A 26,388-nucleotide genomic window follows, 5' to 3' on the forward strand; every position below is an offset into this window, starting at 1 on the left:
TTCCCGGTCGCTCGTGGCGGGGTTGTCCACAGCAGGGTGGGTTGTCCACAGACCGGCGCTTGTCCCGCCGGAATGTCAGCGGCGTCCGGTAGCGTGGTTCGAGGGGGCCGGAGGCCGCCCTCACGCCGGGACTTCCTCTTCCTCCCGACGGCCCCGCCTACCTTTCAGGACCACCTTGTCCTGGGCGCCGTCGAGCACGCCGCCCGCCGGGTCGTCCTCTCCCGTCGCGCGGACCAGGTCCTTAGCGGGGCGGTAGATCTCGTGGATGATCAGGGCGCACAGGCCCAGCACCGCGAGGTCCCGGAGCACGACGAACGACAGGAACCAGTCGATCGGCAGGCCCTTCTTGTCGTCGCCCAGGTAGAACATCATTCTCGGGGCCCAGACGAGCGCGTCGAGCGTCATCCAGCCCAGTAGCAGGCGCCACCTCGGGAGTGCGAGCGCTGCCAGCGGGACCAGCCACAGCGAGTACTGCGGGCTCCACACCTTGTTGGTGACCAGGAACGCCGCCACGATCAGGAACGCCAGTTGCGCCACCCGGGGGCGGGTCGGGGCGTGCAACGCGACGAACGCGATGCCCGCGCAGCACGCCAGGAACAGCACCGCCGTCACCGCGTTCAGCACGGCCGGGGTCTCGCCGAACGCGAGTGGGCCGTCGAAGCCCTGCCAGCCGGTGAACTGGGCGATCACGTTGTAGATCGAGTCCGGGTCCGCGCCGCGGAGGCTGTTGCGGTGGAAGAACTCCCACCAGCCCCTCGGGTAGAGCACGGCTATCGGCAGGTTCACCACCGCCCACGTCAGAAGCGCGGCCGCCGTGGTGGTCCAGAAGGCACGCATCCGCCCGGCTCTCAGGCACAGCACGAGCAGCGCGCCCAGCAGGAACAGCGGGTAGAGCTTCGCCGCGCCGCCGATGCCCAGCAGCACGCCTGCCAGGAGCGGGCGTTGCCGCGCCCATGCCAGCAGCGCGGTGGCGGCGCACGCCGTGGCCAGGGTGTCGAAGTTCGTGAACGCGTGCACCATCACCAGTGGTGACGCGGCGATGAGCGCGGCGTCCCACGGGCGGCGGCGAGCGGTTCTCGTGACGGCCCAGATCGTCACCAGCCACGCCAGCGCGAGCCAGAAGGCGGAGATGTCGAAGAACACGGTGACGGCGAGGCCGGTGGGGAGCCAGCCGGCGTCCGCGATCTTCAGCCAGCCGTCGGTGAGCTTCGCGTTCACCCACTGGAAGAGGCCGGTCAGCACCGGGTACTCCATCCAGCGCTCGTGCTGCGTCGGCTTGCCCTCGTCGTCGTACCAGCTGGTCTTGTACGGGAAGCCGCCCTTGTCCAGCTGTTCCGCGGAGTACAGCGGGATGATGTCCGAGTAGCACATGGCGGTGAACGGGCGGTTCGACCGCCAGTCCAGCTCCAGCTGCTTCGCGTCCTCGTTGTAGTACTGCTGCACGCACGCGGCCTTGCCGAACCAGCCGATCGTCAGGCCGATGATCGCGATCAGCAGCGCCACCCGCAGCGGCGTCCAGAACCAGTGCCTGCCGATCACGGCGTGGACGCCCAGCGGGCCGCCGATCGGGGCGCTGCCCGCGCGTGCCAGCGGTTCCGTCCACGTCGGGATCACCCGCTCGGCCGGGCCGAGTGTCGCGGTGTCGCTGACGTCGCCCGTCCCGGTCGGCGCGTCGTCCGCCACCTTGTCTGGCTCCGTCTCGCCTGGCACGGCCGCGATGCTACGGGGCCCGGTGATCGTCCGGCCGCGCACCTCTCCCCGGAAACGGACAGAGGCCCCGCTCGGGGGCCTCTGTCGTCAGTTGCCTGCCGGCGATCCGCCGCCGCCGCCACCGCCGCCGCCGCCGATGGGCGGGATCACCGGGCCACCCGGGTCGTCCGGATCCGAGGGGTCGGTGGTCGTCGGGTCGGTGGTGGTCGTGTCGGTCGGGTCCGTCGGCTTGTCGTCCGTCGGCTTGTGGTCGGTCGGCCGGTTGCCCGATGGGCGGTTGTCCGACGGGCGGTTGTCCGACGGCTTGTTGTCGTTGTCGCCCTCGTCGTTGTGTTCCGGTTCGGCCTTGCCGATCGGCTCGAACTGGCCGAAGGTCATCTTCTCGGCGCCCTTGAGCCACTTGTTCATGAACTTCTGCCAGATCTTCCCCGGCAGACCGGAGCCGTAGATGATGTCGCCGTCGGCGTCCTTCAACGGCACCTGCTTGCGGTTCTCCTCCGCCGCGAGCGACACCGCGGTCGACACCTGCGGGGTGTAGCCGACCATCCAGGCCTTGGCGTTGTCCTCGGTGGCACCGAACTGGTGCGTGCCGGTCTTGCCCGCGCACTGGCGGCCGTCGTCGCACGGGATGTGGGAGTACTCGGGGATCGGCAGGAGCGACTCGGTGACGTTCCGCGCGATCTGCCGGTTCTTCTCCGGGTCCTGGTCGAACGCCTGCTTGCCGTCGATCGTCGCCTGGTCCGGCTTCCACACCGTCTTGCCGTCGGGGCCGAGGATGGCCTCGATCATGTGCGGCTTGTGGTAGATGCCGCCGGAGGCGAACGTCGCGTAGGCCGAGGCCATCTCGTACGTGCTGACCAGCGTCTTACCACCACCGATGGAGATGTTGGCGTCCGGCGCGCCGCCGTTCTCGCCCTCCAGCGGCGAGGTGATGCCCGCCTGCGCGGCCGCTGCCGCGACCTTCTTCGTGGTGACCTCGTTCAGGGCGATGTCGTAGAACACGGTGTTGATCGACCGCTTCATCGCCTCGGCGACCGTGCAGTGCTCACCGCAGGACGCGCCGCCGGAGTTGCGGACCTTGCGGCCGTCGAAGATCCGGTCGGTCCGGCCGTCGTAGGTGTCGTTGAGGCCCTTGCCCTTCTCGAGCAGCGCGACCAGGTCGAACGGCTTGAACGACGAACCCGGCTCCTGCCGCGCCTTCGCCCAGTCGAGACCCATGCCGTCCTTGCCGCCGTAGTAGGCGAGCACGGACCCGTCCTTCGGGTTGATCACGACCATGCCCGGGAACAGGTTCTTCGGCTGGTCCTTCATCACCTCGTTGATGGCCTCCTGGGCCATCTTCTGGGCGCCCTGGTGGATCGTCGTCTGGATCCGGTAGCCCCGCTGCTGCAGCTCCTTCAGCGGGTAGCCCGCCGCCTCGGCCTCCTCGAGGACGGCCGCCTGGATGTGCGCGCCGGGACCGGTGATGGCCTTCGGCCGTGCCTTGTCCTTCGGGATCAGCTTGGGGAACGTCGCGGCCTTGCGCTCCTCGGCGGTGACCCACCCCTTGTCCAGCATCTGGTCCATCACGAACTTCCAGCGCCGGTTCTGGTAGGCGACGTCCTCCTTGTCCTCGCCGTCCTGGCCCGGGCGCTGGATCATGCCCGCGAGCAGCGCGGCCTGTGACGGCGTGACCTTGTTGAGGTCGTCGACGCCGAACCAGGCCTTCGCCGCGGCGGCGATGCCCCACGCGCTGCGCCCGAAGTAGATGGTGTTCAGGTACGACGTGAGGATCTGGCGCTTGGTGTACGTGTTGTTCATCTTGTAGGCCTTGACGACCTCGACGGCCTTGCGGGAGTAACCCCCGAGCCCGCTTGCCTCGTCGTCGCCGGTGGCCTGCTTGATGTACTGCTGGGTGATCGTGGAACCACCACCGGCGCCGCCGGTGACCTGGTTGTAGCCGGCGCGGAGCACACCGCCGATGTCGAAGCCGGGGTTGGTCTCGAACTCGGCGTCCTCCGCGGCGTACACGGCGTGCTTGATCGTGTCCGGGATCTGCTCGTACGTCACCATCCGGCGGTTGCCGCCGGGAGGCAGGATCTGCGACAGCAGCTTGCCGCCGGACCCCTTCGAGTAGGTCAGGGTCACGACCTGGCCCTGCTTGTCGGCGACCGCCTGCGCGTCGGGCACCTCGACCATCTGGTAGGCGACGAAGAACCCGATGATCGGCGTGATGATGCCGAGCGCGGTCAGCACGTAGCCGGTGCGCCGCACGCGGCGCCAGATCTTCTTCCGCCTGCGCCTGCGGTCGTCGTCGCTGAGCGGCCGGTCCTCGTCGTCGTCGTAGTAGAGGTCCGGATCGTCGTTGAGGTCCTCGTCGTAGTCCGGCTCGCGGTGCGTCAGCAGCTCGGGCTCGGGGCCGGTGCCGCGGTGCACGGGCGGCAGCAGCTCCGTCGGACCGTCGGGGACGGCGCCGGGCGGGGCCATGCCGGGGCGCGGCGGGCCTGCGGGACGCGGGCGGACCACGCGGGTCGCCTGACCGGGACCGCCGGGCGGGCGGGCACCGGCGGGGCCGGGTGCGCCGTTCGGGCCGGGGGCGCCGTTCGGGAAGCCGTTCGGGCCGGGCGGCGGCGTGTGCGGGCCACCGGGACGGCGGCCGCCGGGCGTGCCGGATTCCGCGCTCGGCCACGCGACGGGGCCGGACGAACGCGGCGCGGGGCGCGGCGGTGCGGGCGGCCGGGCGGGCGCGGGTGGCTCGGCGTCCGGCCAGCGGTGCTCGCCACCGCCGTTGTTGTCGGCGCCCGGCCACTGCGGGCCGTCGTCCCGGCGGGCGTGGCTGCCGCCGGAGCGGCCGTTGCTCGCTGCCTCGTGCCGGGGACGTCCGTTCGAGTGCCCGTTCGCGTGCCCGTTGGCCGGGCGGGCGGGCTCGTCGTCGTCTTCCCAGAGGGGGCTCCAGAAGCCGGTGCGCTCCTGTGCTTCCTCTCCCCGCTTCCCTCGCGAGTGCGGTTTGTCACCAGTCGGCCATGCCGGCTCGCCCTCGCGATACCGGTGGTTGCGATGGTCGTTCACGTGAACAGGCCTCCCAGAGCGACGCACGGCAGGGCACGCCGCGTGGTGGTCGAGGGCAGCTGAGCAGGCAAAACCGTCAGTCTCACTCCGCCGCTGTCCTCCTCCGTGGCTTGTGGGTGTCTACTCCACCCGTCCCCAGGACGTATGACTGCACCAGGTGGTTCCATCCACAGGTGCGGCAAACCTCGACGACGTACACGGTGAACTCCGCGAAGAGCGCCGCCATCCGCACGAGCTCGTCGGTCGCGCGGGCCGAGCCCGCCGCGTGCTTGAGCTCGTCGCCGTAGACCCAGGACACCTTCGTCACCGGTTCCTTGCGGCAGACAGGGCAGGTCACGTCACTCGGTTCGCCGTGGAACTTGGCGGCACGCAGCAGGTACGGGTTCGCGTCGCACACGTCCATGGTGCCGACACGACCGGAGTGCACCTCCGCGAGCAGCGCCTTGCGCTGCAACGCGTAGTCGACCACCTGCCGCTGTGTACGCACGGAGCACAGCCTACGCGGCGCCGTTATCACGTCCACGCGCCGATTGGCACACGGCGCGCGGCAATGTCGCCACTCTGCGTTGAAGAAGTGATGTGGTAACCACCTGTCAACGCCCGTGACCTGCGGTTGTGTCGTGACCTGCCCGAGACGTCCCCGTGTCCTGAGAGTTCGTGATCACCGCCACGTCCGCCTCTTCGGCGGCCACCCTGATGTATCGGCGCGATATAGTGGCCGAGTAGGTCAAGTGCGCACGGGAGGAGTGGCGGATGCTCGAGTTCGCGATCCTCGGCCTGCTGCACGAGGCCCCCATGCACGGCTATGAGCTGCGGAAACGGCTGTTCGACATGCTCGGCACGCTCCGCGCGTTCTCCTACGGGTCGCTCTACCCGACGCTGCGGCGGCTGCTGAAGGCCGGCCTGATCGTCGAGGACGACGAGAAGGAGCAGGACGCCACCGCGCGTGCCTGGGGCAAGCGCGCCAAGCGGGTCTACAAGCTCACCGCGGAAGGCAAGGAACGCTTCGCCGAGATGCTCGCCGACGTCGGCCCCCAGGCCTACGACGACGAGGGGTTCGGCGTGCACATGGCGTTCTTCTCCCGCACGCCCGCCGAGGTGCGGATGCGCATCCTCGAAGGCCGCAGGCGCCGGGTGGAGGAACGCCGGGAAGGGCTGCGCTCGTCGATGGCGCGGGCGGGTGAGCAGATCGACCGCTACACCCGCGAGCTGCACCGGCTCGGGCTCGAGCACAGCGAGCGGGAGGTCCGCTGGCTCAACGAGCTGATCGCGACCGAGCAGAGAGAGCAGAAGGAACGGCAGGACGGCGTCGAATGACGACGCCGGCAGGTCAATGCGGATCTGCGACTTCGGACCACCGCGACTCGGGCGTCGCGGTTCACACAGGGAGAAGGAGAACCGGCATGGGCGAACAGCGTCGCAGCGTCCGGGTGGCCATCGTCGGCGTCGGCAACTGTGCCGCGTCGCTGGTGCAGGGCGTCCACTACTACCGTGACGCCGACCCGGAGACCCGCGTCCCCGGCCTGATGCACGTCCAGTTCGGCGACTACCACGTGCGGGACGTGGAGTTCGTCGCGGCGTTCGACGTGGACGCCAAGAAGGTCGGCCGCGACCTGTCCGAGGCGATCGTCGCGAGCGAGAACAACACCATCAAGATCTGTGACGTGCCGCCGCTCGGGGTGACCGTGCAGCGCGGGCACACGTTCGACGGCCTCGGCGAGTACTACCGCGACATCATCACCGAGTCCGACGAGGAGCCGGTCGACATCGTGGCGGCACTGCGCGAGGCGAAGGCCGACGTGCTGGTGTCGTACCTGCCGGTGGGCTCGGAGGAGGCGGACCGCTTCTACGCGCAGGCCGCGATCGACGCGAAGGTCGCGTTCGTCAACGCGCTGCCGGTGTTCATCGCGTCCGACCCGGAGTGGGCGGCCAAGTTCACCGAGGCCGGCGTGCCGATCGTGGGCGACGACATCAAGTCGCAGGTCGGCGCCACCATCACGCACCGGGTGCTGGCCAAGCTCTTCGAGGACCGCGGTGTCGAGCTGCTGCGCACGTACCAGCTCAACTTCGGCGGCAACATGGACTTCATGAACATGCTGGAGCGCAAGCGGCTCCAGTCGAAGAAGATCTCCAAGACGCAGTCGGTGACCTCGCAGATCCCGCACGAGATGGCGAAGGCGGACGTGCACATCGGCCCGTCGGACCACGTGCCGTGGCTGGACGACCGCAAGTGGGCGTACGTGCGCCTGGAGGGCAAGTCCTTCGGCGACACCCCGCTGAACCTGGAGTACAAGCTCGAGGTCTGGGACTCCCCGAACTCGGCGGGCGTGATCATCGACGCGGTGCGCGCCGCGAAGATCGCGCTGGACCGCGGCATCGGCGGCCCGATCCTGTCGGCGTCCTCGTACTTCATGAAGTCGCCGCCGGAGCAGTACTCCGACGCCGAGGCCTACGACGCGGTGGAGAAGTTCATCGCGGGCGAGCTGGAGCGCTAGATCGCCTGGTCCGCGCGGCGGTCGTACGCCGCGCGGGCCTCGTCGATGTCGTCGGCGTGGACGTAGGCCCACCGCATCAGCGAGCACACCGTCTCGGAGAGGGTCCGGCCCAGCTCGGTCAGCCGGTAGTCGACGCGCGGCGGCACCACGGGGTGCACCGTGCGCTCGACGATGCCGTCGCGTTCGAGCGCGCGCAGGGTCGAGGTCAGCATGCGCTGGCTGATGCCGTCGATCGCGCGGCGCAGCTCGGTGAAGCGCAGCGTCTTCCCGCCGAGCTCGTAGATCACCGAGATCGACCACTTGTCGCCGACGCGGTCCAGGATCTGTCGCGCGTGACACATCCGGTCCTGCTCCACGTCCGGTAGCTGCACGGTTACCTCCGGCTCACCGAGGCAGAAAAAGGTGCCGTCTTCCCGGCACCACCATAGTTCCTCACGATGGGGTCAGTTACCAATAGGTACTGACTGCCGGAGAGGAACCATGACCACCACAGAGGCGCTGCCCGTCGACGACACGTTCGCCCGCGTCGCCCACGTCGACTCGATCCACCGGGCCGCCGAGGGCCTCCGCGGGCGCAACTACGCAACGCACGTCGTCGACACCGTCGCCGACGCCCGCCTGCTCGTCCGCGACCTGCTGCCGCGCGACAAGGCGATCTTCACCGCCAACAGCGAGAGCGTGCGGCTGTCCGGGCTGGGCGCCGACATCGACGAGGGCGGCGAGTTCGTCTCGGTCCGCGCCCAGCTGTCCGGGCTGGACCCGGCCGACGTCCGCGGGCAGATCACCATGGGCGCCGTGCCGGACGTCATCGTCGGCAGCGTGCACGCGGTCACCGAGGACGGCGAGCTCGTCGTGACCTCGTTCAGCGGCAGCCAGCTCGGCCCGTACGCGGCGGGCGCCGAGAAGGTGATCTACCTCGTCGGCGGGCAGAAGGTCGTGCCCGACCTCGCCACCGCGCTGCGCCGCGTCCGCACCCACAGCCTGCCGATCGTGCGGAACGTGATGCGGGAGCGGGGCCAGGACTCGTTCATGGGCAAGACCCTGATCCTGGAGCGCGAGTTCCTCGCCGACCGTGCGACCGTCGTCCTCATCAAGGAGGCCATCGGCTTCTAAACCCGGGAGCCGTGCCAGGAGTCAGAGGGGCGTGGACACGGTTACCGAGCACACGTCGGAACCCCGCACGGAACGTGCGGGGTTCGACGCGTTGTTCGACCAGAACTTCGAGCCCATGAAGCGGCTCGCGTTCCTGCTCGGCGCGGACGACCCGGAGAACATCGCGCAGGAGGCGTTCGTCCGCCTGCACGGCCGCTGGGCGAAGCTCGCGAGCGCGGACAAGGCGCTCCCCTACCTGCGCAGGACGGTCGTGAACCTGTCCCGGTCCCGGCTGCGGCACCTGCGCGTCGTGCGCAGGGCGCCGCGCGACCGCGACCGGGACAACGCGTCCGCCGAGTCCGTGGCGCTCGCCAACCGCGCCGTGCGGGACGCGCTCGACCGCCTGACCCGCAGGCAGCGGCAGGTCGTGGTGCTGCGCTACTGGCTCGACCTCGACCAGCGGTCGATCGCGGACACGCTGGGCATCGCCGTGGGCACCGTCAAAGCAACCACCAGTCAGGCCATGGCCGCGCTGCGCGAGGCGCTGGCCGGGGAGGACGACCGATGAACGACCTCGAGCACCGCCTGCGGACCGCACTCGGCGAACTCGCGGACACCGTGCCGGAAACCCCCCATGCCCGTGCCGACCTCGACGAGCGGCTGACCGGCGGATCGCGGCGGCGTGTCCTGCTGATGGCCGCGGCCGCCGCCGTGGTGGTCGCCGCCGCGGCGGTGCCCGTCGCCATGAGCGGCGACGGGCCCGGGAGCGCGCCGGTCGCGAGCGCACCCGCGTCGACGGAGGCCGCCAGTTCGCCCGGCTACCTCGCGGGGCCGGTGGAACTCGGCCGGTTCGGTCCGTACCGCGCCGTGCTGTACGTGCTGGAGAAGGGCAGCGGCGAGGAGATGTGCGTTGCGGAGGAGGGCCCGGAACGTCCGCAGGGGCTCGACCTGAGGTGTGAGCAGGTGCCTCCGTCGTGGCCTGCCAAGCCCATGGGCTGGGTGCTCGAGAGGTCGGTGCTCGGCGGGAACACCCCGGACAGCGGGCCCCTGCCGCACCTGATGTTGTTCGTGGTCGGGCCGCAGGTGCACGAGCTGGAGGTCCAGGCGGGCGACGGCGACCCGGTACCTCTCGAACTCGTCGCACAGACGCGGGGCGCCCGGTTCTACCTCGCCGACTTCGGTGGCTCGTCGCAGGGCTTCGGGTACACCGCGAAGGACGCGAACGGGACCGTGCTGGTGACGGCGATCACCTGATCACACTCCGTTGACCTGCGCGGATGTCCCAGCTGTTCATCTCGTCTTCACCTGCTCCACGCGTGCCGCTGGTGTTGGCCTCCTAGCGTCGGGCCGTTCCCAGACCTGACAGTGGAGGCCAAGCGTGTCCCCAGCCGACGAACCCCGGCTCCTCCCGTTGTTCACCACCAACCCCAAGGGCGGGCGGTCCTCGATCACCTGCCTGTACCGGTGCGGCAACGCCTGCTCGCACGAGGCGCCGAACACCTCGGACAACACCTACTTCGCGGACGTCGTGGCCGACGTGGTCAGCCGCCGCAAGATGCTCAAGGCAGGCGCGGTGATCGCCGTCGCGGGTGCGGGCATGGCCGCCGTCGGCGCGGGGACCGCGGCCGCGACCCCCGGCCGGGGGCACGGCGGTCACAGCGGCCGCGGCACCGGCCTCGACTTCGCACCGGTCGCGCCGAACGACCTCGACGCGGTCGTCGTGCCGGAGGGCTACGAGCAGGGCATCGTGATCCGCTGGGGTGACCCGGTGGTGCCGGGCGCGCCGCGGTTCGACTTCGCGAACCAGACCGCGGCCGCGCAGGCCAAGCAGTTCGGCTTCAACAACGACTTCTGCGGCCTGGTCCCGTTGGGCCACGATCGGTACCTCATGGTGTCCAACCACGAGTACACGACCGAGTCGGCCATGTTCCACGGCTACGACCCGGCCAACCCGACGCGCGAGCAGGCCGAGATCGCCTGGGCCGCGCACGGTCTTTCCGTTGTGGTGGTGGAGAAGAACCGCCGCGGCGGCCTCGATGTGAAGCTGGACCGCCACTACAACCGGCGCATCACGCTGACCACGCCGTTCGAGGTGCGTGGCCCGGCGGCAGGCTCGAAGTACCTGAAGACCAAGGCGGACCCGACCGGCCGCCGCGTCCTCGGCACGCAGAACAACTGCGCCGGTGGCGTCACGCCGTGGGGCACGGTCCTGTCCGGCGAGGAGAACTTCAACCAGTACTTCGCGAACGCCGACGGCGTCACCGACCCGGTCGCCAAGGCGCGCAACAGCCGCTACGGCATCTCCGGCGGCGCGTCGCAGCGCAAGTGGGAGCGGTTCGACGAGCGGTTCGACCTCGCCAGGAACCCCAACGAGGCCAACAGGTTCGGCTGGGTCGTCGAGATCGACCCGCTCGACCCGCACTCGACGCCGGTCAAGCACACCGCGCTCGGCCGCTTCAAGCACGAGGGCGCCAACGTGATCGTCGCGCGCGACGGCCACGTGGTCGCGTACATGGGTGACGACGAGCGCTTCGACTACATGTACAAGTTCGTCACCGACGGCAAGTACAAGCCGGGCAACAGCCGCTACGCCCGCGAGCACAACAAGAAGCTGCTCGACTCGGGCACGCTGTACGTCGCGAAGTTCACCGGCGACAGCCCGGCCGCCGAGATCGACGGCACCGGCAAGGTCCCGTCCGACGGCGAGTTCGACGGCTCCGGCGAGTGGATCCCGTTGGCGCACAACGACACGTCGTTCGTGCCGGGCTTCACCGCGGAGGAGGTGTACGTCTTCACGCGCCTCGCCGCCGACGCGGTGGGCCCGACGAAGATGGACCGCCCGGAGGACGTCGAGCCGAGCCTGAAGAACGGCCGCATCTACGCCGCGCTCACCAACAACACCGACCGCGGCAAGGCGGGCAAGGAAGGCGCGACCGAGCCGAACCCGCGTGCCGGCAACAAGCACGGCCACGTGCTGGAGATCGAGGAGCGGCGCGGTGACCACACCGGCACCCGCTTCTCCTGGAAGCTGCTGCTGCTCTGCGGTGACCCGAACTCGCCGGACACCTACTTCGCAGGCTACGACAAGACCCAGGTCAGCCCGATCTCCTGCCCCGACAACGTCGCCTTCGACAGCAAGGGCAACCTGTGGATCTCCACGGACGGCAACGCGCTGTCGCACAACGACGGCCTGTTCGCGGTGCCGGTCGAGGGCCGCGAACGCGGGCACGTCAAGCAGTTCCTCACGGTGCCCGACGGCGCGGAGACCTGCGGCCCGGTCGTGACCGACGACTTCGTGCTGGTCTCCGTGCAGCACCCGGGCGAGCTGGACGGCGCCAGCGCCGACAACCCGCTGTCGCACTGGCCGGACGGCGGCGACTCGCAGCCGCGGCCGTCGGTCGTCGCGGTGTGGAAGAAGCGCCGCTGACCGGCGTTTCCGTCGTTCGTAGAGTGGGGGCATGACTGATCGTCCGCTCGCCCTGATCACCGGCGCGTCGAGGGGAATCGGCAAGGCGATCGCCGATGCCCTCGCCGGCACGCACGACCTGCTGCTCGGCGGCCGCGACGAGAGTGAGCTCTCCTCGCAGGCCGCCGGGCTGCCGTCGGCGCGCCCGTGGCCGGTGGAGCTCACGAACGACCACGCCCTGGCCGCGGCCGTCAAGGGCATCGACCGGCTCGACGTGCTGGTCCACTCCGCGGGCATCTCGCGCCTCGGTGCGCTGACCGAGGTGACCGCCGCGGACTGGCGCGAGTCCTACGACCTGAACGTGGTCGCGGTCGTCGAGCTGACCCGGCTCCTGCTGCCCGCGCTGCGGGCCGCGGAGGGCCACGTCGTGCTGATCAACTCCGGGTCCGGCCTCAAGGCGAACCCGAAGTGGGGCGCCTACGCGGCGAGCAAGTTCGCACTGCGGGCCTACGCGGACGTCCTGCGCGCCGAGGAGGAACCCCACGGCCTGCGCGTCACGTCGGTCCACCCCGGGCGCACCGCCACCGACATGCAGAAGGCCGTGCGCGACTTCGAGGGCGGCGAGTACGTGCCGGAGCGGTACATGCGCCCCGAGTCCGTGGCCGGCGTGGTGAAGGCGGCGATCGAGACGCCCCGCGACGCCCACGTCCACGAGATCGTGATCCGGCAGCCGAACCGCTGATGAACTGGGACCCGGTCGGTGTGCCGGACGGCCTGACCCAGCGCGCCCGCGCGTTCGTGCGCGCCCACTGCGTCCGCGTCGACGCCCTCGACGTCGCGTCGTGGCGGGAACGGTGGCTCGGTTTCGGCATCCCGCCCGAGGAGATCGACCGGGTCGAGGCGTACCAGCGGCGGTGGGGCGGCATGGTCTTCCCGCCCGCACCCGTCTGCGACGGCGGCCCGCGCTACCTCAACGCCGACACCCCCGAACCGTCCCCCGACGACGGCTGGTGGTTCGAGGCGGGCCCGCAGCGCACGGCCGTCCCCTACGGCTTCATGATCGGCCCGACCGGCGAGTTCGGCATCCACGGCGACCACTGGGTGCCGCTGCACGCGACCGTCGAGGGCTGGGTCGAGTCGCTGGCGCTCGCCCACCACGCGAACACGTCCGCGCAGTCGATCACCCGGCTCACCGGCGACGACGTGGCGACGATCCACCTCGACGACTACGAGCTGGTGCCCGAGGTCGAGGGCCTCGCCGACTCGTGGTGGCGCGACGACGACACGCTGATCGCGGTCTACACCGGCGAGGCCGAGGCGTTCGCCGCCCCGGAACACCGCACGACGATCGTGTACGAGTTCGCGAGCAGTTCCTAGCCGCGCAGGCGGCTCGTGACCGCGCCCGCCTGCGCCTGCACCTTCGCGCGCTCGACCTTCGTGGGCTCGCGGTCCGCGACGACCTGCTCGCCGCCGACCCACACGTTCCGCACGCCGCGCGCGTTCGCGCCCCACACGAGGTTCGCCAGCAGGTGCTCGTCCGGCACGTCCAGTCCGGCCGCGAACGCCTCGCCCGTCGTGTCCACGTGCACGACGTCCGCCCACCGGCCCTCGGCCAGCTCCCCGATGTCGTCCCGGCCCACCGCGGCCGCGCCGCCGCGGGTCGCCATCAGCAGCACGTCCGCCGCCGTCAGCACCGCCGAGTCCATGGTCGACAGGCGGGCGACGAGCGCCGCCAGCCGCATCTCCTCCCACAGGTCGAGGTCGTCGTTGCTGGCGGGCCCGTCGGTGCCCAGCCCCACCGGCACCCCGGCCGCCCGCAGCTCCGGCACCCGCGCGATGCCCGACGCGAGCTTCGCGTTCGAGCCCGGGCAGTGCGCCACCGCGACCCCGTGCTCGGCGAAGACCGCGATGTCCTCGTCCGACAGGTGCACCGAGTGCGCGGCCAGCACCCGCCCGCCGAGCAACCCGATCCCCGCCAGCAGCTTCGGCACCGAGCCGTGCGCCTTCCGCTGCGCCGCGTCCTCGCCGGGCGACTCCGCCACGTGGATCAGCAGCAGCGCGTCCCGTGCGCGGGCGGCCTCGGCGACCATCGTCAGCGCCTCGGGCGACAGCGTGTACGCGGCGTGCGGGCCGTAGCCGATCTCGATCCGGTCGTGCGGGCGCAGCCCGTCGACGTCGATGCGCGCGCTGATCTCGTCGAGCTGCGCGCGCCAGCTGTGCCCGGGGGTGTCGACGACCGCGGGGCCCAGGATCATCCGGCCGCCGGTCGCGAGCACCGCGCGGATCACGTGGTCGGGCTGGAAGTACTGCTCGACGCTCGTGGTGATGCCGTTGCGCAGCATCTCGACCGAGCCGAGCAGCATCCCGGCCTCCATGTCCGACGGCGTCAGCCGCGCCTCGGCGGGCCAGATGACCTCCCGCAGCCACCGCATCAACGGCAGGTCGCCACCCATGCCGCGCAGCACGGTCATCGGGCTGTGGGCGTGCGTGTTGACCATGCCGGGCATGAGGACGCCGTCGAGCTGCCGCACCGGCGCCCCGGTCTCGGGCGCGCCGTCGGCCGGTCCCACGTACCCGAGGCGACCGGACGCGTCGACGTCCACCACCCCGTCACGCAGCACCGTGCACGACGGGTCGCAGGGCAGGACGATCGGGGCACGCAGACGGAACATGCCGAGATCCTAGAGAGGGGCGTCCTCCCATGGCGTGAACGCGGGGCGGTTGCCGCCGCCGTTCGTGGGCAGGAACCCGTCCACCGAGTGCTTGATCGTCACACCCGCCGCGTCGAACGAGTGCACCACCGCGCGGTTCAGCTCGACGACCGCGCGGTCCCGCCACAGCGTCCGGTCGGACGTGGTGTCCAGGCCGAGCCGGTCGGCGATCACCCGCGCGAGCCCGTACGCGGCGTCGTCGGCCAGCACGTCCTCGCCGATGGCCTGGCAGATGTAGACCCCGTTGTAGGGCGCGGCTGGGTAGGTGACGCCGCCGATCCGCAGCCTGCGGTTGCTGATCACGGGCACCGCGTGCCACCGCAGCCCGAGCGTGGCGAACCACGGCAGCTCGGGGTGTTCGAGCGGCACCTCGCGCACGACGTCCCTCGGCAACGGGAACACCGCGACCCCCTCGTGCGGGGTCTGCACCACCAGCGGCAGCTTGTCGAACGCGGTCCGCCCGGTCGGCGGTCGCCAGCCGAGCCGGACCACGGCGGTCGTGAAGTCGACGTACCTGCGGTCGCCGAGCACCCGCCCCGGCTCGGCGTAGCCCGCGTACCGGACGAGCTGGTCGTTGCGGATGCGGGGACCCGGCCGCCACGGCGTGTCCGGCGCGAACACGCTCACCATGGGCCGCACGGCACCGTCGTTCGTGGACATCCGCAGGTGCTGCACGCACTGGGCGGCGACCTCCGCGCTGTCGCGGACCTGCCGCAGGTCACGCACCAGCAGCCCGCGCCACGGCACGTCCGCCGGGCACCAGCCGCTGTCCCGCAGCGCGAGCCGCGCCCCGTACGCCAGCTCGGCGGGCTTGTGGCGGTAGGTGCCGGTCGCCGCGATCTCCTCGCGCACCTTCGCGAGCCGCGCCTCCACCTGCCCGGCCTTGGGCCTGGCGTGGTGGAACGCGCGGACGAACTCCTCGGCCTCGTCGTAGAGCGACTGCGCCCGCAGCCGCGGTCGCCCGGGTGCGGGCACCGGGGTGAGTACGGGCTCGTCGCGCAGTGCGGTCACACCATTGGGTATCGGCCCCGGTTGTGCAGTACTGGATTACCTGGACGTGTGGCGTGTCGCGTGAGAAAGCTACCGACGGTCGGTGCTGAACCGGTCATTTCGCCGCGTATGTGACACGCGGACCACCCAAAAGCGTCACACGCGTTCGAAAATGAGGTCCCGGCTGACCCGGCCCTCGTCCTCGGCACGGCTCTCGAACTTGGTCAGCGGACGCCACTCCGGCCGGGGCGCCCAGCCGCCGGGCGCGTCCGGGTGGAGGTTGCGCAGGTGCGGCTCCGCCGAGCACACCTCCATCATGTGCTCCGCGTAGTGCTCCCAGTCGGTCGCGAGGTGCAGCGTGCCGCCGGGCACCAGCCGCGACGCGATCACCGACACCAGCGACGGCTGCACCAGCCTGCGCTTGTGGTGCTTCTTCTTCGGCCACGGGTCCGGGTAGAAGATCCGCACCCCCGACAGCGACCCCTCCGCCACGTGCTGTTCGAGCAGCACCACCGCGTCCCCGCGCAGCAGCCGCAGGTTCGTCAGCCCCGCGGCCTCGGCCCGCATCATCAGCTGCGCGAGCCCGGGCGGGTACACGTCGACGGCCACGTAGTTGACCTCCGGCGCGGCCTCGGCGAGCTTCGCGGTCGTCTCGCCCATGCCGGACCCGATCTCCAGCATGACCGGCGCGCCACGGCCGAACCACTCGTCGAAGTCCACCGGCCCTTCCGGCAGCGCGGTGACGTCCCGCCCCAGCGAAGGCCAGTGCCGTTCCCACGCACGGGTCTGCCCGGCGGTCATCCGACCGCCGCGGTTCACGAAGCTGACAACTGTGCGCCTGGGTGCCTCCACGGGTGGAGAGCCTAAGGGGCGAGCGATTCCACCCTCGCGAGGTTCGCGCGCAGGTCCGCGAGGCCGGCCACCGCGATCGGCGCCGGGCTCGCTTCGCTGGGGTGCACGCGGATCACGTCGATCCAGCCGGTGTGCCGGTCGGTCAGCATGAGCGTCGTCGGCACGCCGGGCTCGGCGAGCTTGCGTTCGGACGGCACGTACTCCCAGAACCCGGAGTCGCCGTCGGCGCCCCACGGCACGTACACCCAGCCGGTGCGGGCGGCGAGGAGCTTCGACACGCGGTCCTCGACCTTGAACCCCTCGAGGCGGGAGGTCAGCGTGCCCGCGGCGAGCGCGCGCAGCCACCAGGGCGCCGGTGCGTCCGGGTCGGCTTCCCGGATGGCGCGGTACAGCGTGAGGACCTGCGGTTCGGGCGCGCGGTGCAGCCAGGAGCGCCGGGTCTCGGCGGGCGTGGTGGCGTCCTGTTCACCGCCCCACTGCTCGATGGCCTGCGACCACTCGAGGCCGAGCAGCGGTTCGACCCGCAGCGCTTCGGCCGAGGACGGTTGGTGTGACGAGCGCCGTTGCTCCTCAGCCGCCGCGGCGGCATCAGTAGTGGGGCCGGTGTCAACCACCGTCACAAGTCCACCTCCAAGGACGCCCTGTGCAATTGGGCCGGTTGGGGACCACTGATTCGATATGACCTCAGTAAACAAGGTCTGTCCGCACGCTGTGGGCAGGATCACGGCGGCTTTACGTGGTATTAACCACGCGGTGTGGTGGAGAACACCGGACCCCGGCCCATCAGGCACATCGCCGGGCCTTTCGCACTTGTTACCCCGGGCCCGATATTTGGTGGACTTTTCACCCGATTGGCCCACCGGTGCGAAACGTGAAGGACCCGAGCCACCCCCCGAAAGGTGACCCGGGTCCCTCTTCCCCCGTGACGAGCAGCGGCTCCCCCGAGCGCTACGCGTCCCGCTTGTTGGCCGTGAACAACGCGATGATCAGCATCACCACCGCGAACCCGGCGAAGTAGGCGAGCGCCCACCACGGGCTCAGCGTGGACAGCGACGGCGGCGGGCCCTCGGTGATCGCCCGGTTCGTCACGTCCGGGTCGCCGGTCAGGAACTTGTTGACCACGTAGAACGGCATCCACTTCTGGATGTCGTCGCCGACGTTCGGGATCAGCGCGACCAGGCTCTCGACGAGCAGCACGTAGATCAGCGTCAGCGACACCGCGCCCGCCGAGTGGCGGATCAGCGTGCCGACCGCGACCGAGACGACCGCCGCCAGCGCGTACACCAGGCCGACGCCCGCGGTGGCACGCCACTCGAACGGGGTGTTGATGCCCAGGTCCGCGCCCGACTGGATCAGCTTGGAGATCCCGACCGCGCCGAACGCGGCCAGCTCACCGACGATGCCGGCGAACAGCGCGACGACGGTCGTCTTGGCGAGCAGCGTGGCGGACCGGTTGGGCACCGCCTGGAACGTGGCCCGGATCGTGCCGAACCGGTACTCGGTGGTGATCGCCAGGGTGGCCATCACCATGATCACCATCAGGCCGAAGTTCATGCCGAACTGGGTCGAGGCGATCGTGGGCAGGTTCTCGGTGTCCACGCCGGCGAGCAGCGCGGCGAAACCGATGGTGACCGCGAGCGCGGCCAGGGTGCACCACAGCGGCGAGCGCGTGGTGAAGAGCTTGATGCGTTCGACAGCGAGCAGAGTCATCGGGTCACTTCCCAGCGGGCGTCAGGTCGGCGGGCAGCGCGGCGGCGTCACCGAGGTCCACCGCGGCGTGGTATTCGACGGCGTCCCCGGTGAGCTGGATGAACGCCTCCTCGAGCGAGCCGCGCTGCGGGCTCAGCTCGTGCAGTGCGACGCCCTTCTCCGCGGCCAGGTCGCCGATCTTGGCGATGTCCATGCCGGAGACGACCAGGCTGTCGCCCTCGTCGCGGACGCTCGCACCGAGCTGGCCGAGCGCCGAGCGCAGCAGCGGGAGCTGCGGACTGCGCACCACGACCGTGCTCTCCGTCGCCTGCGCGACGAACTCCTCGGTGCTGCACTGCGCGATCAGCTTCCCCCTGCCGATCACCACCAGTTCCTGCGCGGTCAGCGCCATCTCCGAGAGCAGGTGGCTGGACACGAACACGGTCCGGCCCTCGTCGGCGAGCCGGTGCATGAACCGGCGGATCCAGAGGATGCCCTCCGGGTCGAGGCCGTTGACCGGCTCGTCGAACAGCAGCACCTGCGGGTCGCCCAGCAGTGCGGCCGCGATGCCGAGCCGCTGCGACATGCCGAGGCTGAACCCGCCCGCCCGGCGGTTCGCCACCTCGGTGAGGCCGACGATGTCGAGCACCTCGTCGACCCGCTTCGGCGAGAGCTTGTTGGACTTCGCGAGCCAGCGCAGGTGGGCGCGGGCCGAGCGGTTCGGGTGCACCCACTTCGCGTCGAGCAGCGCGCCGACGGTGCGCAGCGGGTTGTGCAGCTCCCGGTAGCGCTTGCCGTCGATGCGGACCGTGCCCGCGGACGGCTTGTCGAGCCCCAGGATCATCCGCATGGTGGTGGACTTGCCCGCGCCGTTGGGACCGAGGAAGCCGGTGACCCGTCCCGACCGCACCGAGAACGACAGGTTGTCGACGGCCAGCGTTTTGCCGTACCGCTTGCTGAGGCCTTCTGCCTCAATCATGGTCTCTCCCTGAAAGTCTCTGAACCATCGCTTCGCGAGCTCCGCGACGGTCGTTTTCCCCTCGGCACAGATACTGGTCGCTCGCGGGGTGCGCGCACGTCCACCTGTGGTCCCCAGTTCGGGTCAACTTCTGGGAGTAGCCTCCATCAGCCGAAAGTGTGGTGGAATCCGTAACCACCCTGAGGCGACCCTGATTCAGGGTCACCCTCAGGTAGGGGTAACCCCCCGGCTCAGGCCTCGCCCGGGCGCACGAGTCCCGTCTCGTACGCGAGCACGACGGCCTGCACCCGGTCCCGCAGGTCCAGTTTGGACAGAACCCGGCCGACGTGCGTCTTCACCGTCGCCTCGGACAGGAAGAGCTTCCGCGCGATCTCGATGTTGGACAGCCCCTGCGCGATCAGCAGCAGCACCTCGCGCTCGCGGTCGGTCAGCACGTCGAGGACCGACGCGTCCCGCAGCTGCCCGCCCGCCGCGCCGAGGAACCGGTCGAGGAGCCGCCGGGTGACGCTCGGCGAGACCACGGCGTCGCCGCTCGCGACCGACCGCAGCGCGGCGACCAGCTGCACCGACGGGGTGTCCTTCAGCAGGAAGCCGCTGGCGCCGTTGCGCAGCGCGGACAACGCGTACTCGTCGAGGTCGAACGTCGTCATCACGAGCACCTTCGCGAGACCGCGCTCGGTGATCAGCTTGGTGGCCTCGACCCCGTCGAGCACGGGCATGCGGACGTCCATCAGCACGACGTCGGGGCGCAGGTCCTCGGCGAGCTCGACGGCCTCCGCGCCGTTCCCCGCCTCGCCGACGATCTCCATGTCCTCCTGCGCGCCGAGCACCATGCGGAAGCCGACACGCATGAGCTCCTGGTCGTCGACCAGCACCACCCGGATCACGTAGCCCACGCTAGTTGCCCCCGAAGGGCAGGGTCGCGGTGACCTGCCAGCCCCCGCCCGACCGCGGCCCGGCCTCCAGGGTGCCGCCGAACACCAGCGCGCGTTCCCGCATGCCGATCAGCCCGTTGCCGCCGGAGACCCCGACGAGCGAGCGGCTCGTCCGCTTCCCGTCATCCACAATGGACAGATCGACGCGGTCGCCGACCCGCGCCACCCGCACGGTCGCGGAGGTGCCCGGGCCGGCGTGCTTGAGCGAGTTCGTGAGCGCTTCCTGCACGATCCGGTAGATGCCGAGCCCCACCCCGGCGGGCAGGTCGTCGACGTTCCCGACGATGTCGAGCTGCACGGGCAGCCCCACGGCGCGGACCCGGCCCGCCAGCTCGGAGAGCGACTGCGTACCCGGCTGCGGGGTGCGTTCACCGCCGGTGTCCTCGCTGCGCAGCACGCCGAGCAGCCGCCGCAGCTCGGTGAGCGCCTCCCGCCCGGTGCTGGAGATCGTCTTGACGGCCCGCTCGGCGAGCTCGGGCTGGGACCGCACGGCGTAGGCGGCGCCGTCGGCCTGCACCACCATCACGCTGACCGCGTGTGCCACCACGTCGTGCAGCTCGCGGGCGATGCGCGCCCGTTCCTCGGCGACCGCGATGCGGGCCTGCTGGTCCCGCTCGGTCTCCAGCAGGCGGAGCCGTTGCTCGAGTTCCGCGTGATAGGCCCGCCGCGCGCCGACGAACTCCCCGAGTGCCCACGAGAACGCGATCGACAGGTTCACCACGATCAACATGGGGATCCACTGCTCGGGGAACTGCCACGGCGTCTGCACGAGCGAGACGACCTCGTTGACGGCCACGTACAGCAACCCGCTGCGCCTGCTCACGTACGCGACGAGCGTGTACAGCGCGATGCACGTGGTGATCATGCTGGCGACACCGATCTCCAGCATGGAGTGCGCGACCCCGAACCCGAGCGTCACGTAGGCGGCGGTGATCGGGTACTTCCGCCGGAACACGATCGGCGCGACCACCCCGAGGATCACCGGCAGCGTGATGTACCAGGGTTCGGGCGCGGGCGCCTCGGAGGGCGTGACCGCGGTCCTGCTGATGAAGATCAGCAGGTCGAACATCGCGATGACGGCAGCCAGCAGCGTGTCCCCGACCATCGGGTGGGCCTTCATCCACAGGCTGAGCCGCCGCACGTCCCAAGGGTAAGCAGCCCGCGCCACCGGAAGCGTCACGCCGAGGTCTGATCGCCCCTCCACCGCAGGGCTGACACGACGTCGGCGGGGGTGCTACTTTGTATCAAGGGGGTGGTACAAAATGGCTCACTGGCTTCAGACGTCCGTCCTGCCCGCCGCGCTGGCGGCCGTGGTTCTCCTCCTCGTCCTCTGGCCGACGGAGCGCAGCGGCAGGCGGCTCCTGCAGACCTGGGGCATCCCGCGACCGGACCCGGCGCAGGTCCACGAGGCCGTCCGCTACCTGCGGCAGCGGCGCTTCCTCTACGTGGTCCTGTTCCTCGTCTTCCCGCCGCTGGCCGGGCTGGTCGACCGCGACAGCGAGCGGCTCCCCGGCATCGGGATCTTCGTCCCCCTCCTCGTCGCGATGCTCGTCGCCGAGCTGATCGCCACCCTGCGGCCGGTCTCCGGGATCCGCACCGCCTCGCTCGACCGGCGCAGCTGGCGGGACCTGGTGCCCCGCTGGGCCGTCCGCACCGGAGCGGGGGCCGCGTGCGCGTGCGTCGTGCTCGCGGTATCCGGGATCGCCGCCGGGCCGGGGACCGCGTGGCTCGTGCTCGGGTACGTCGTGGCGTGCCTGTCGTTCGTCGCGCTGCTGGTCGCGCTCGCGGTGCGCAGGCCGTCGGTGCCCGACGCGGCCGTCGACGCCGCCCTGCGGACCAGGACCGCGCGGGTCGCCGTCGGGATCGGGTTCGGGTGGCTCGGGACCGCGCTGACGATGGGGACGGAACACCTCCGGTCGCACGCCCCGTCCGGCGCCGTCGCCACCGTCCTGGACGTCGCCGCGCTCGTGATCGTCATCGGGATGATCGTCTGCTGGATGTGGGTGGCGCTGCCGAGCAGGCGATCCCTGGCCGCGGCCCGGTGAGCGCACCCCGGATCACGGTCGACCCCGGCAGCGGTGTCGCGCCGTGGCGGCAGGTCCGCGACCAGCTGCTGCACCTCGTCCGGATCGGTGCGCTGCCCGTCGGCTCGCGGCTCCCGGCGATCCGCCAGCTCGCCGGTGACCTGGGGCTCGCCGCGGGCACGGTCGCGAGGGTCTACCGGGAGCTGGAGGCTGACGGGGTGCTGCACACCGCACGTCGCCAGGGCACGGTCGTCGCCGGGGTGCCGTCGGCGCCGTCGGAGCCGGACGGCGAGCTGGCGCGTGCCGCCGCCGAGTACGCGGCACGCGCGGCCGCGCTGGGGGCCGACGCGCGGACGGCCGCGGCGGCCGTGCTCGCCGCGTGGCCGCCTGATCGGTAGGACCCGCCCCCGCGTACCGGACCCACATGGCACGATCGTCCCCAGCACGGTCGCATGCTGTTCGAAACGGGGGTGACATGACGACGGCTACCGAGCAGCAGCACCTCGCCGGTCCGTTGTCGGCCGCGGTTGCCAACCTGTGCACCCGCCTGCAGCCGCAGGTCTCCGCGCGGACGGCCGCCGGGTTCCGGGAGGTGTTGCGCCGGCTGTCGGCGCCACTGCAGGTCGCGGTCGCCGGGCGCATCAAGTCCGGCAAGTCCACGCTGGTCAACGCGTTGATCGGGCGGCGGGTCGCGCCGACGGACGTCGGTGAGTGCACCCGGCTGGTCACCCGTTTCCAGTACGGCACCGTCGACCGCGTCGAGATCGTCTTCGACGACGGGCGCAAGCAGGTGCTGCCGTTCTCCGCCGACGGCATGATCCCCAACGACCTCGAGGTCGACTTCGACAAGGTCTCCCACCTCGAGGCGTACCTGACCAACGCCGTGCTGCGCGACCTCACCGTGATCGACACCCCCGGCCTCGGTTCGCTGGACGCCGCGTCGGTCAAGCGCACCGAGCAGCTCCTGGGCGCGGCCAAGCACCGCAAGCCGGAGGACGACACGGACGAGGAGGGCTCCGACGAGCTGGACGACACCTCCCGCAACGCCGTCGCCGGCGCGGAGGCCGTCCTCTACGTCGTGACCCAGGGCGTGCGTGCCGACGACCAGCAGGCGCTCGCCGCGTTCACCGCCGCCACCGCGAGCCGCGAAGCGGGCCCGGTCAACGCGATCGCCATCCTCAACAAGGCCGACACGATCGCGCCGGAGTCCGTCGCGGGCTCCGACGGCGACACCTGGAAGGCGGCGACGCTGCTCGCCGAGAAGCAGGCGGCGACGCTCAAGCCCCGCGTCGCCGACGTCATCCCGGTCATCGGGTTGCTCGCCGAGTCCGCCGAGTCCGGCGGGTTCACCTCCGCCGACGCGGACGCGCTGCGCACGCTGTCCAAATTGGACGACGCGACCTGGGAGACGATGCTGATGTCCGCGGACATCTTCGTCACCTGGGACTGCGAGGTGCCGCCGGGCATCAGGACCCAGCTGCTCGAGAAGCTCGACCTGTACGGCGTCCGCACCGCCGTCGACGCGCTGCGCCGCGACCCCGACATGACCGCGGGCACGCTGCGCCGCGTGCTGCTGAACGCCTCCGGGCTCTCCGGTGTGCGGAGCAAGCTCGACGCGGTGTTCCGCGCCCGCGCCGACGGCATCAAGGCCGCCGCCGCGCTCGCGTCGGTGACCGCGCTCGCGCACGCGTCCGGCGATCCCGGTGAGCGGCAACGGGTCCACGACGCGATCGAGGTGCTGCTCGCCAAACCGGAGGCGCACCAGCTGCGCCTGCTGGAGGCGCTGACGCTCGTCACGTCCGGCGCGGTCGCCATGCCGGAGGACCTCGCCGAGGAGGTGCTGCGGGTGGGCAGCAGCGCCGACATCGGCGAGCAGCTCGGGCTGAGGGGCAGACCCCTCAAGGAGCTTTCCGCCTACGCCCTGGAGCGGGCCGGGTGGTGGCGGTCGTTCGCGTCGTTCGGCGCGACACCGGCGCAGAGCCGCGTCGCGCACGTGGTGCACCGCGCGTATTTCCTTATCTGGCAACAGCTTCGCGAACAGGCGGGGTGAGGCACATGGCATCGTGGTTCAAGCGCCGCGGCGAGGGCGACGACCCGGGCGACGACGTCGGCGCCGAGTCGACCATCGAGGTGAAGGCCCAGGTGATCGCCGACGCGGTCCGCGCGGCCGACCAGCAGCAGCGGGTCGGGCCGCAGGCGGGCATCGCGGCCGACGGACTGGTGACCGGTGGCGACTTCGCCGAGCCGGACGACCAGCCCGCGGGCCCCGAGGCGATCGCGCTCGACCAGGCGCTGGCGGAGCGCAGGTCGCTGGTGCAGCTGTGCCTGTACGCGCTCGACCGGGCGAAGAGTGCCGGGGTGGTCGAGCGGCTCGAGGAGGGGCTCGCCGGGGTCGGCGTCGACGCCATCCGGCCCGACGGCGTCCGGTTCGACCCGGCGTACCACGAGGCGGGCGGCACGGTCGCGACCACGGACGAGGCACTGGACGGCGTGGTCGCCGAGACCGAGGTGGTCGGCTTCTCCGACCGCGGCGAGGTGCTGCGCGTGCCGATCGTGACGGTCTACAGCAAGGGCGCCTCGTGACCGCGCCCGCACCGCAGAAGCAGCAGAAACCCTCGTTGCCGCAGCAGGTCAAGGCGACCCGCGAGAAGCTGCTGGCCTTCCTCAAGGAGGCCGACCCGGCCGCGGCGGCCTGGGTCGAGGAGATCAGGGCCAAGCGCAAGGCCACCCCGTCGGCGGTGGTGGTCGGCGAGACCAACCGCGGCAAGAGCTCCCTCGTCAACGCGCTCATCGGGCAGGCCGGGCTGTCCCCTGTGGACGCCGAGGTCGCCACCGCCACGTACCTGATGTTCGGCCACGCCGAGGAGTGGCAGGCCCGCGCCTGCTACCCCGGCCAGGTGCCGCCGGTGCCGATCGAGCTGCCGGAGCTGATCAACTGGGTGTCCGCGGCGCACGAACTGCCCGGCGGGCAGCTGCCGCCCAGGTACGTGGAGATCGACGGGCCGTCGGAGCTGCTCGGGAAGCTGACGCTGGTCGACACCCCCGGCGTCGGCGGCCTCGACTCCATGCACGGCGAGCTGGCCAAGGAGGCCGCCTCCTCCGCGACCGCGCTGCTGTTCGTGGTCGACGCGTCCGCGCCGTTCACGATCGGCGAGCTGAACTTCCTCGCCGAGGTCGGCGAGCGCGTCGAGACCGTCGTCTTCGCGCTGTCCAAGGTGGACCAGTACCGCGGCTGGCGGCAGGTGATGGAGGAGGACCAGGCGCTGCTCGCCGAGCACGCGCCGCGGTTCGCGGGCGCCACGTTCCACCCGGTCTCGGCCCGGATGTACGAGATGGCGGCCAAGGCGCCCAGCCCGGAGGCCGCCGCGATGCTGCGCGAGCGGTCCGGTGTGGAGGAGCTGCGGGAGGCGCTCGTCGGCCTGATCGCCGGGCGGGCGGCCATGCTCGGCGAGGCCAACACCATGCGTGCCCTGTCGACCGCGCTGGCCGAACTGAAGGTCCGGCTGGAGAGCGAGAAGCGGGCGCTGTCCACCGGTGAGGACGAGGCCGAGAAGCTGCGTGCCCGCAAGGACGAGCTGACCGGCGAGCGGCGGTCGTCCACCAAGGGGTGGCAGGTCCGGATGCGCACGGAGATCCAGCGCACCCGCATCGAGAACAACCACGAGGTCCAGCGGCAGATGCGGGACGTGCAGTCGTGGTTCCGGCAGGCCATCGACGCCGCGGGCAAGGAGGAGCTGCGCGAGCTGCCGCCGCAGGTCGACGCCGCGCTGCAGATGGTGTCCGGCCGGATCAGCCAGTCCGTGGCCTACCGGCTGAACCAGGTGGCCGAGGCGGTGCTCGGCGAGCTGTTCACGGCGGACGAGGTCGCGATGATCCGCGCGCAGTTCGCGCGGACCGGCCAGCCGATCATGGTGCGCCAGGTGGAGAAGCGACCGCCGACCACCGAGGACAAGCTGCTCGTGTTCATGGGCGCCACGGGCGGTCTCAGCGCGGGCAAGATGGCCCTCCTGCCGCTGGCCGGCGTGGTCGCGGCGCCGATCCTGCTCGTGCCGACGATCGCCATCGCGCTCGGCGCGGGCTGGTGGCTGTCCACGACCCGCAAGCACTCCGCCGACAAGCAGCACATGAAGCAGTGGCTCACCGAGGCCATCGCCGACGCGCGTTCCACAGTGGACCAGCTGCTGGCCGAGCAGCTCATCGAGGCCGAGCAGCAGCTGTCGCTCTCGCTGGACGAGGCCCTCGGAAAACGCATCGCGGGTATCGAAGAAGAGCTCCGTGAGGTAGACAAGGCACTACGGTTGGACACCGCGGAGCGGACGAAGCGCCTGAACGCGGTGAACAAGCGCCTGGTCGACGTCAACGCAGGCCAGGAACGGGCGGAGAAGCTGCTCGCCGCCATCCGCTCCGTCCGGGACCGGGCGTGACCCTCGCGAATTGTCGAGGGAACCGACCGGCCC

The 26,388-nt window shown here is 71.0% G+C and carries 25 protein-coding genes; 13 read left to right on the forward strand and 12 right to left on the reverse strand.

The genetic code is table 11. From position 1 onward, the window contains the following. Positions 1–120: 120 nt before the first annotated feature. From ACYQ77_RS20440 to ACYQ77_RS20450, 3 genes are all read right to left on the reverse strand, one after another. On the reverse strand, positions 121–1,710 hold the full coding sequence (locus ACYQ77_RS20440; protein ID WP_459713560.1) for a glycosyltransferase family 87 protein: 1,590 nt from the start codon (positions 1,708–1,710) through the stop codon (positions 121–123). An 87-nt stretch (positions 1,711–1,797) separates the two neighbouring features. Continuing rightward, complete coding sequence (locus tag ACYQ77_RS20445; RefSeq protein ID WP_459713561.1) at positions 1,798–4,758, reverse strand: transglycosylase domain-containing protein; 2,961 nt, start codon at positions 4,756–4,758, stop codon at positions 1,798–1,800. A gap of 82 nt (positions 4,759–4,840) precedes the next feature. Continuing rightward, positions 4,841–5,245, reverse strand: coding sequence for a DUF5318 domain-containing protein (locus ACYQ77_RS20450; protein WP_459713562.1), 405 nt, complete (start codon positions 5,243–5,245; stop codon positions 4,841–4,843). A 266-nt stretch (positions 5,246–5,511) separates the two neighbouring features. Between ACYQ77_RS20450 and ACYQ77_RS20455 the strand changes: the two genes are divergently transcribed. Then, positions 5,512–6,075, forward strand: a complete 564-nt coding sequence (locus ACYQ77_RS20455; RefSeq protein WP_459713564.1) for a PadR family transcriptional regulator — start codon at positions 5,512–5,514, stop codon at positions 6,073–6,075. A gap of 86 nt (positions 6,076–6,161) precedes the next feature. Further along, on the forward strand, positions 6,162–7,253 hold the full coding sequence (locus ACYQ77_RS20460; protein ID WP_459713565.1) for an inositol-3-phosphate synthase: 1,092 nt from the start codon (positions 6,162–6,164) through the stop codon (positions 7,251–7,253). Here ACYQ77_RS20460 and ACYQ77_RS20465 read toward each other — a convergent pair. Continuing rightward, on the reverse strand, positions 7,250–7,624 hold the full coding sequence (locus ACYQ77_RS20465) for a winged helix-turn-helix transcriptional regulator (RefSeq protein WP_459713568.1): 375 nt from the start codon (positions 7,622–7,624) through the stop codon (positions 7,250–7,252). The genes ACYQ77_RS20460 and ACYQ77_RS20465 overlap by 4 nt on opposite strands. A 109-nt stretch (positions 7,625–7,733) precedes the next feature. Here ACYQ77_RS20465 and ACYQ77_RS20470 point away from each other — a divergent pair, with 109 nt between their 5' ends. The 6 genes from ACYQ77_RS20470 (at position 7,734) to ACYQ77_RS20495 (ending at position 13,128) form a co-directional block, all read left to right on the forward strand. Further along, positions 7,734–8,366, forward strand: coding sequence for an LUD domain-containing protein (locus ACYQ77_RS20470; protein WP_459713569.1), 633 nt, complete (start codon positions 7,734–7,736; stop codon positions 8,364–8,366). A 31-nt stretch (positions 8,367–8,397) separates the two neighbouring features. Further along, positions 8,398–8,913: a sigma-70 family RNA polymerase sigma factor gene (locus tag ACYQ77_RS20475; RefSeq protein ID WP_459713571.1), complete on the forward strand. Its 516-nt coding sequence runs from the start codon at positions 8,398–8,400 to the stop codon at positions 8,911–8,913. Next, positions 8,910–9,599 (forward strand): hypothetical protein, encoded by a 690-nt coding sequence (locus tag ACYQ77_RS20480; RefSeq protein ID WP_459713572.1) that lies wholly within the window; start codon positions 8,910–8,912, stop codon positions 9,597–9,599. The genes ACYQ77_RS20475 and ACYQ77_RS20480 overlap by 4 nt, the downstream gene beginning before the upstream one ends. Before the next feature lie 124 nt (positions 9,600–9,723). Beyond that, entirely contained in the window at positions 9,724–11,772 is a 2,049-nt protein-coding gene (locus ACYQ77_RS20485) for a PhoX family protein (RefSeq protein WP_459713574.1), read from the forward strand. Between the two features lie 31 nt (positions 11,773–11,803). Continuing rightward, positions 11,804–12,493: an SDR family oxidoreductase gene (locus ACYQ77_RS20490; RefSeq protein ID WP_459713575.1), complete on the forward strand. Its 690-nt coding sequence runs from the start codon at positions 11,804–11,806 to the stop codon at positions 12,491–12,493. Continuing rightward, a complete protein-coding gene (locus ACYQ77_RS20495) occupies positions 12,493–13,128 on the forward strand; it encodes a hypothetical protein (RefSeq protein ID WP_459713577.1) in 636 nt (211 codons plus the stop codon). Before ACYQ77_RS20490 ends, ACYQ77_RS20495 begins: the two co-directional genes overlap by 1 nt. Here ACYQ77_RS20495 and ACYQ77_RS20500 read toward each other — a convergent pair. From ACYQ77_RS20500 to ACYQ77_RS20535, 8 genes are all read right to left on the reverse strand, one after another. Next, positions 13,125–14,423, reverse strand: a complete 1,299-nt coding sequence (locus ACYQ77_RS20500; RefSeq protein ID WP_459713579.1) for an amidohydrolase family protein — start codon at positions 14,421–14,423, stop codon at positions 13,125–13,127. The genes ACYQ77_RS20495 and ACYQ77_RS20500 overlap by 4 nt on opposite strands. 9 nt (positions 14,424–14,432) lie before the next feature. Next, entirely contained in the window at positions 14,433–15,473 is a 1,041-nt protein-coding gene (locus ACYQ77_RS20505; RefSeq protein WP_459713580.1) for a nitric oxide synthase oxygenase, read from the reverse strand. Between the two features lie 135 nt (positions 15,474–15,608). Next, positions 15,609–16,253, reverse strand: a complete 645-nt coding sequence (gene trmB, locus ACYQ77_RS20510; protein ID WP_459713976.1) for a tRNA (guanosine(46)-N7)-methyltransferase TrmB — start codon at positions 16,251–16,253, stop codon at positions 15,609–15,611. A 62-nt stretch (positions 16,254–16,315) separates the two neighbouring features. Then, complete coding sequence (locus ACYQ77_RS20515) at positions 16,316–16,924, reverse strand: hypothetical protein (protein WP_459713582.1); 609 nt, start codon at positions 16,922–16,924, stop codon at positions 16,316–16,318. A gap of 328 nt (positions 16,925–17,252) precedes the next feature. After that, entirely contained in the window at positions 17,253–18,014 is a 762-nt protein-coding gene (locus ACYQ77_RS20520; RefSeq protein WP_459713584.1) for an ABC transporter permease, read from the reverse strand. Positions 18,015–18,018: 4 nt separating this feature from the next. After that, complete coding sequence (locus tag ACYQ77_RS20525) at positions 18,019–18,972, reverse strand: ABC transporter ATP-binding protein (RefSeq protein ID WP_459713585.1); 954 nt, start codon at positions 18,970–18,972, stop codon at positions 18,019–18,021. Positions 18,973–19,202: 230 nt separating this feature from the next. Beyond that, positions 19,203–19,859: a response regulator gene (locus tag ACYQ77_RS20530; protein WP_459713587.1), complete on the reverse strand. Its 657-nt coding sequence runs from the start codon at positions 19,857–19,859 to the stop codon at positions 19,203–19,205. 10 nt (positions 19,860–19,869) lie between these two features. Next, entirely contained in the window at positions 19,870–21,027 is a 1,158-nt protein-coding gene (locus ACYQ77_RS20535; RefSeq protein WP_459713978.1) for a sensor histidine kinase, read from the reverse strand. A 142-nt stretch (positions 21,028–21,169) separates the two neighbouring features. On the opposite strand from ACYQ77_RS20535, the gene ACYQ77_RS20540 reads away from it, so the two are divergent. The 5 genes from ACYQ77_RS20540 (at position 21,170) to ACYQ77_RS20560 (ending at position 26,355) form a co-directional block, all read left to right on the forward strand. Continuing rightward, complete coding sequence (locus ACYQ77_RS20540) at positions 21,170–21,952, forward strand: hypothetical protein (protein ID WP_459713588.1); 783 nt, start codon at positions 21,170–21,172, stop codon at positions 21,950–21,952. Further along, positions 21,949–22,329, forward strand: coding sequence for a GntR family transcriptional regulator (locus ACYQ77_RS20545; RefSeq protein ID WP_459713590.1), 381 nt, complete (start codon positions 21,949–21,951; stop codon positions 22,327–22,329). Before ACYQ77_RS20540 ends, ACYQ77_RS20545 begins: the two co-directional genes overlap by 4 nt. A 77-nt stretch (positions 22,330–22,406) precedes the next feature. Further along, positions 22,407–23,981: a dynamin family protein gene (locus tag ACYQ77_RS20550; protein WP_459713591.1), complete on the forward strand. Its 1,575-nt coding sequence runs from the start codon at positions 22,407–22,409 to the stop codon at positions 23,979–23,981. 5 nt (positions 23,982–23,986) lie between these two features. Further along, the gene (gene grpE / locus ACYQ77_RS20555) at positions 23,987–24,514 is read left to right on the forward strand and encodes a nucleotide exchange factor GrpE (RefSeq protein ID WP_459713594.1); all 528 of its coding nucleotides are present in this window, start codon (positions 23,987–23,989) and stop codon (positions 24,512–24,514) included. Further along, positions 24,511–26,355: a dynamin family protein gene (locus ACYQ77_RS20560; RefSeq protein ID WP_459713596.1), complete on the forward strand. Its 1,845-nt coding sequence runs from the start codon at positions 24,511–24,513 to the stop codon at positions 26,353–26,355. The genes grpE and ACYQ77_RS20560 overlap by 4 nt, the downstream gene beginning before the upstream one ends. Positions 26,356–26,388: the final 33 nt, after the last annotated feature.

Source organism: Actinophytocola sp. KF-1 (assembly GCF_054661535.1).

Bases quoted from the DNA above. Each gene is read 5' to 3' on its own strand.
- ACYQ77_RS20460 (WP_459713565.1), top strand. From the start codon at position 6,162: ATGGGCGAACAGCGTCGCAGCGTCCGGGTGGCCATCGTCGGCGTCGGC.
- ACYQ77_RS20470 (WP_459713569.1), top strand. From the start codon at position 7,734: ATGACCACCACAGAGGCGCTGCCCGTCGACGACACGTTCGCCCGCGTC.
- ACYQ77_RS20495 (WP_459713577.1), top strand. From the start codon at position 12,493: ATGAACTGGGACCCGGTCGGTGTGCCGGACGGCCTGACCCAGCGCGCC.
- ACYQ77_RS20550 (WP_459713591.1), top strand. From the start codon at position 22,407: ATGACGACGGCTACCGAGCAGCAGCACCTCGCCGGTCCGTTGTCGGCC.
- ACYQ77_RS20500 (WP_459713579.1), bottom strand. From the start codon at position 14,423: ATGTTCCGTCTGCGTGCCCCGATCGTCCTGCCCTGCGACCCGTCGTGC.
- ACYQ77_RS20490 (WP_459713575.1), top strand. From the start codon at position 11,804: ATGACTGATCGTCCGCTCGCCCTGATCACCGGCGCGTCGAGGGGAATC.
- trmB (WP_459713976.1), bottom strand. From the start codon at position 16,253: ATGACCGCCGGGCAGACCCGTGCGTGGGAACGGCACTGGCCTTCGCTG.
- grpE (WP_459713594.1), top strand. From the start codon at position 23,987: ATGGCATCGTGGTTCAAGCGCCGCGGCGAGGGCGACGACCCGGGCGAC.
- ACYQ77_RS20525 (WP_459713585.1), bottom strand. From the start codon at position 18,972: ATGATTGAGGCAGAAGGCCTCAGCAAGCGGTACGGCAAAACGCTGGCC.
- ACYQ77_RS20480 (WP_459713572.1), top strand. From the start codon at position 8,910: ATGAACGACCTCGAGCACCGCCTGCGGACCGCACTCGGCGAACTCGCG.
- ACYQ77_RS20455 (WP_459713564.1), top strand. From the start codon at position 5,512: ATGCTCGAGTTCGCGATCCTCGGCCTGCTGCACGAGGCCCCCATGCAC.
- ACYQ77_RS20535 (WP_459713978.1), bottom strand. From the start codon at position 21,027: ATGAAGGCCCACCCGATGGTCGGGGACACGCTGCTGGCTGCCGTCATC.
- ACYQ77_RS20520 (WP_459713584.1), bottom strand. From the start codon at position 18,014: ATGACTCTGCTCGCTGTCGAACGCATCAAGCTCTTCACCACGCGCTCG.
- ACYQ77_RS20540 (WP_459713588.1), top strand. From the start codon at position 21,170: ATGGCTCACTGGCTTCAGACGTCCGTCCTGCCCGCCGCGCTGGCGGCC.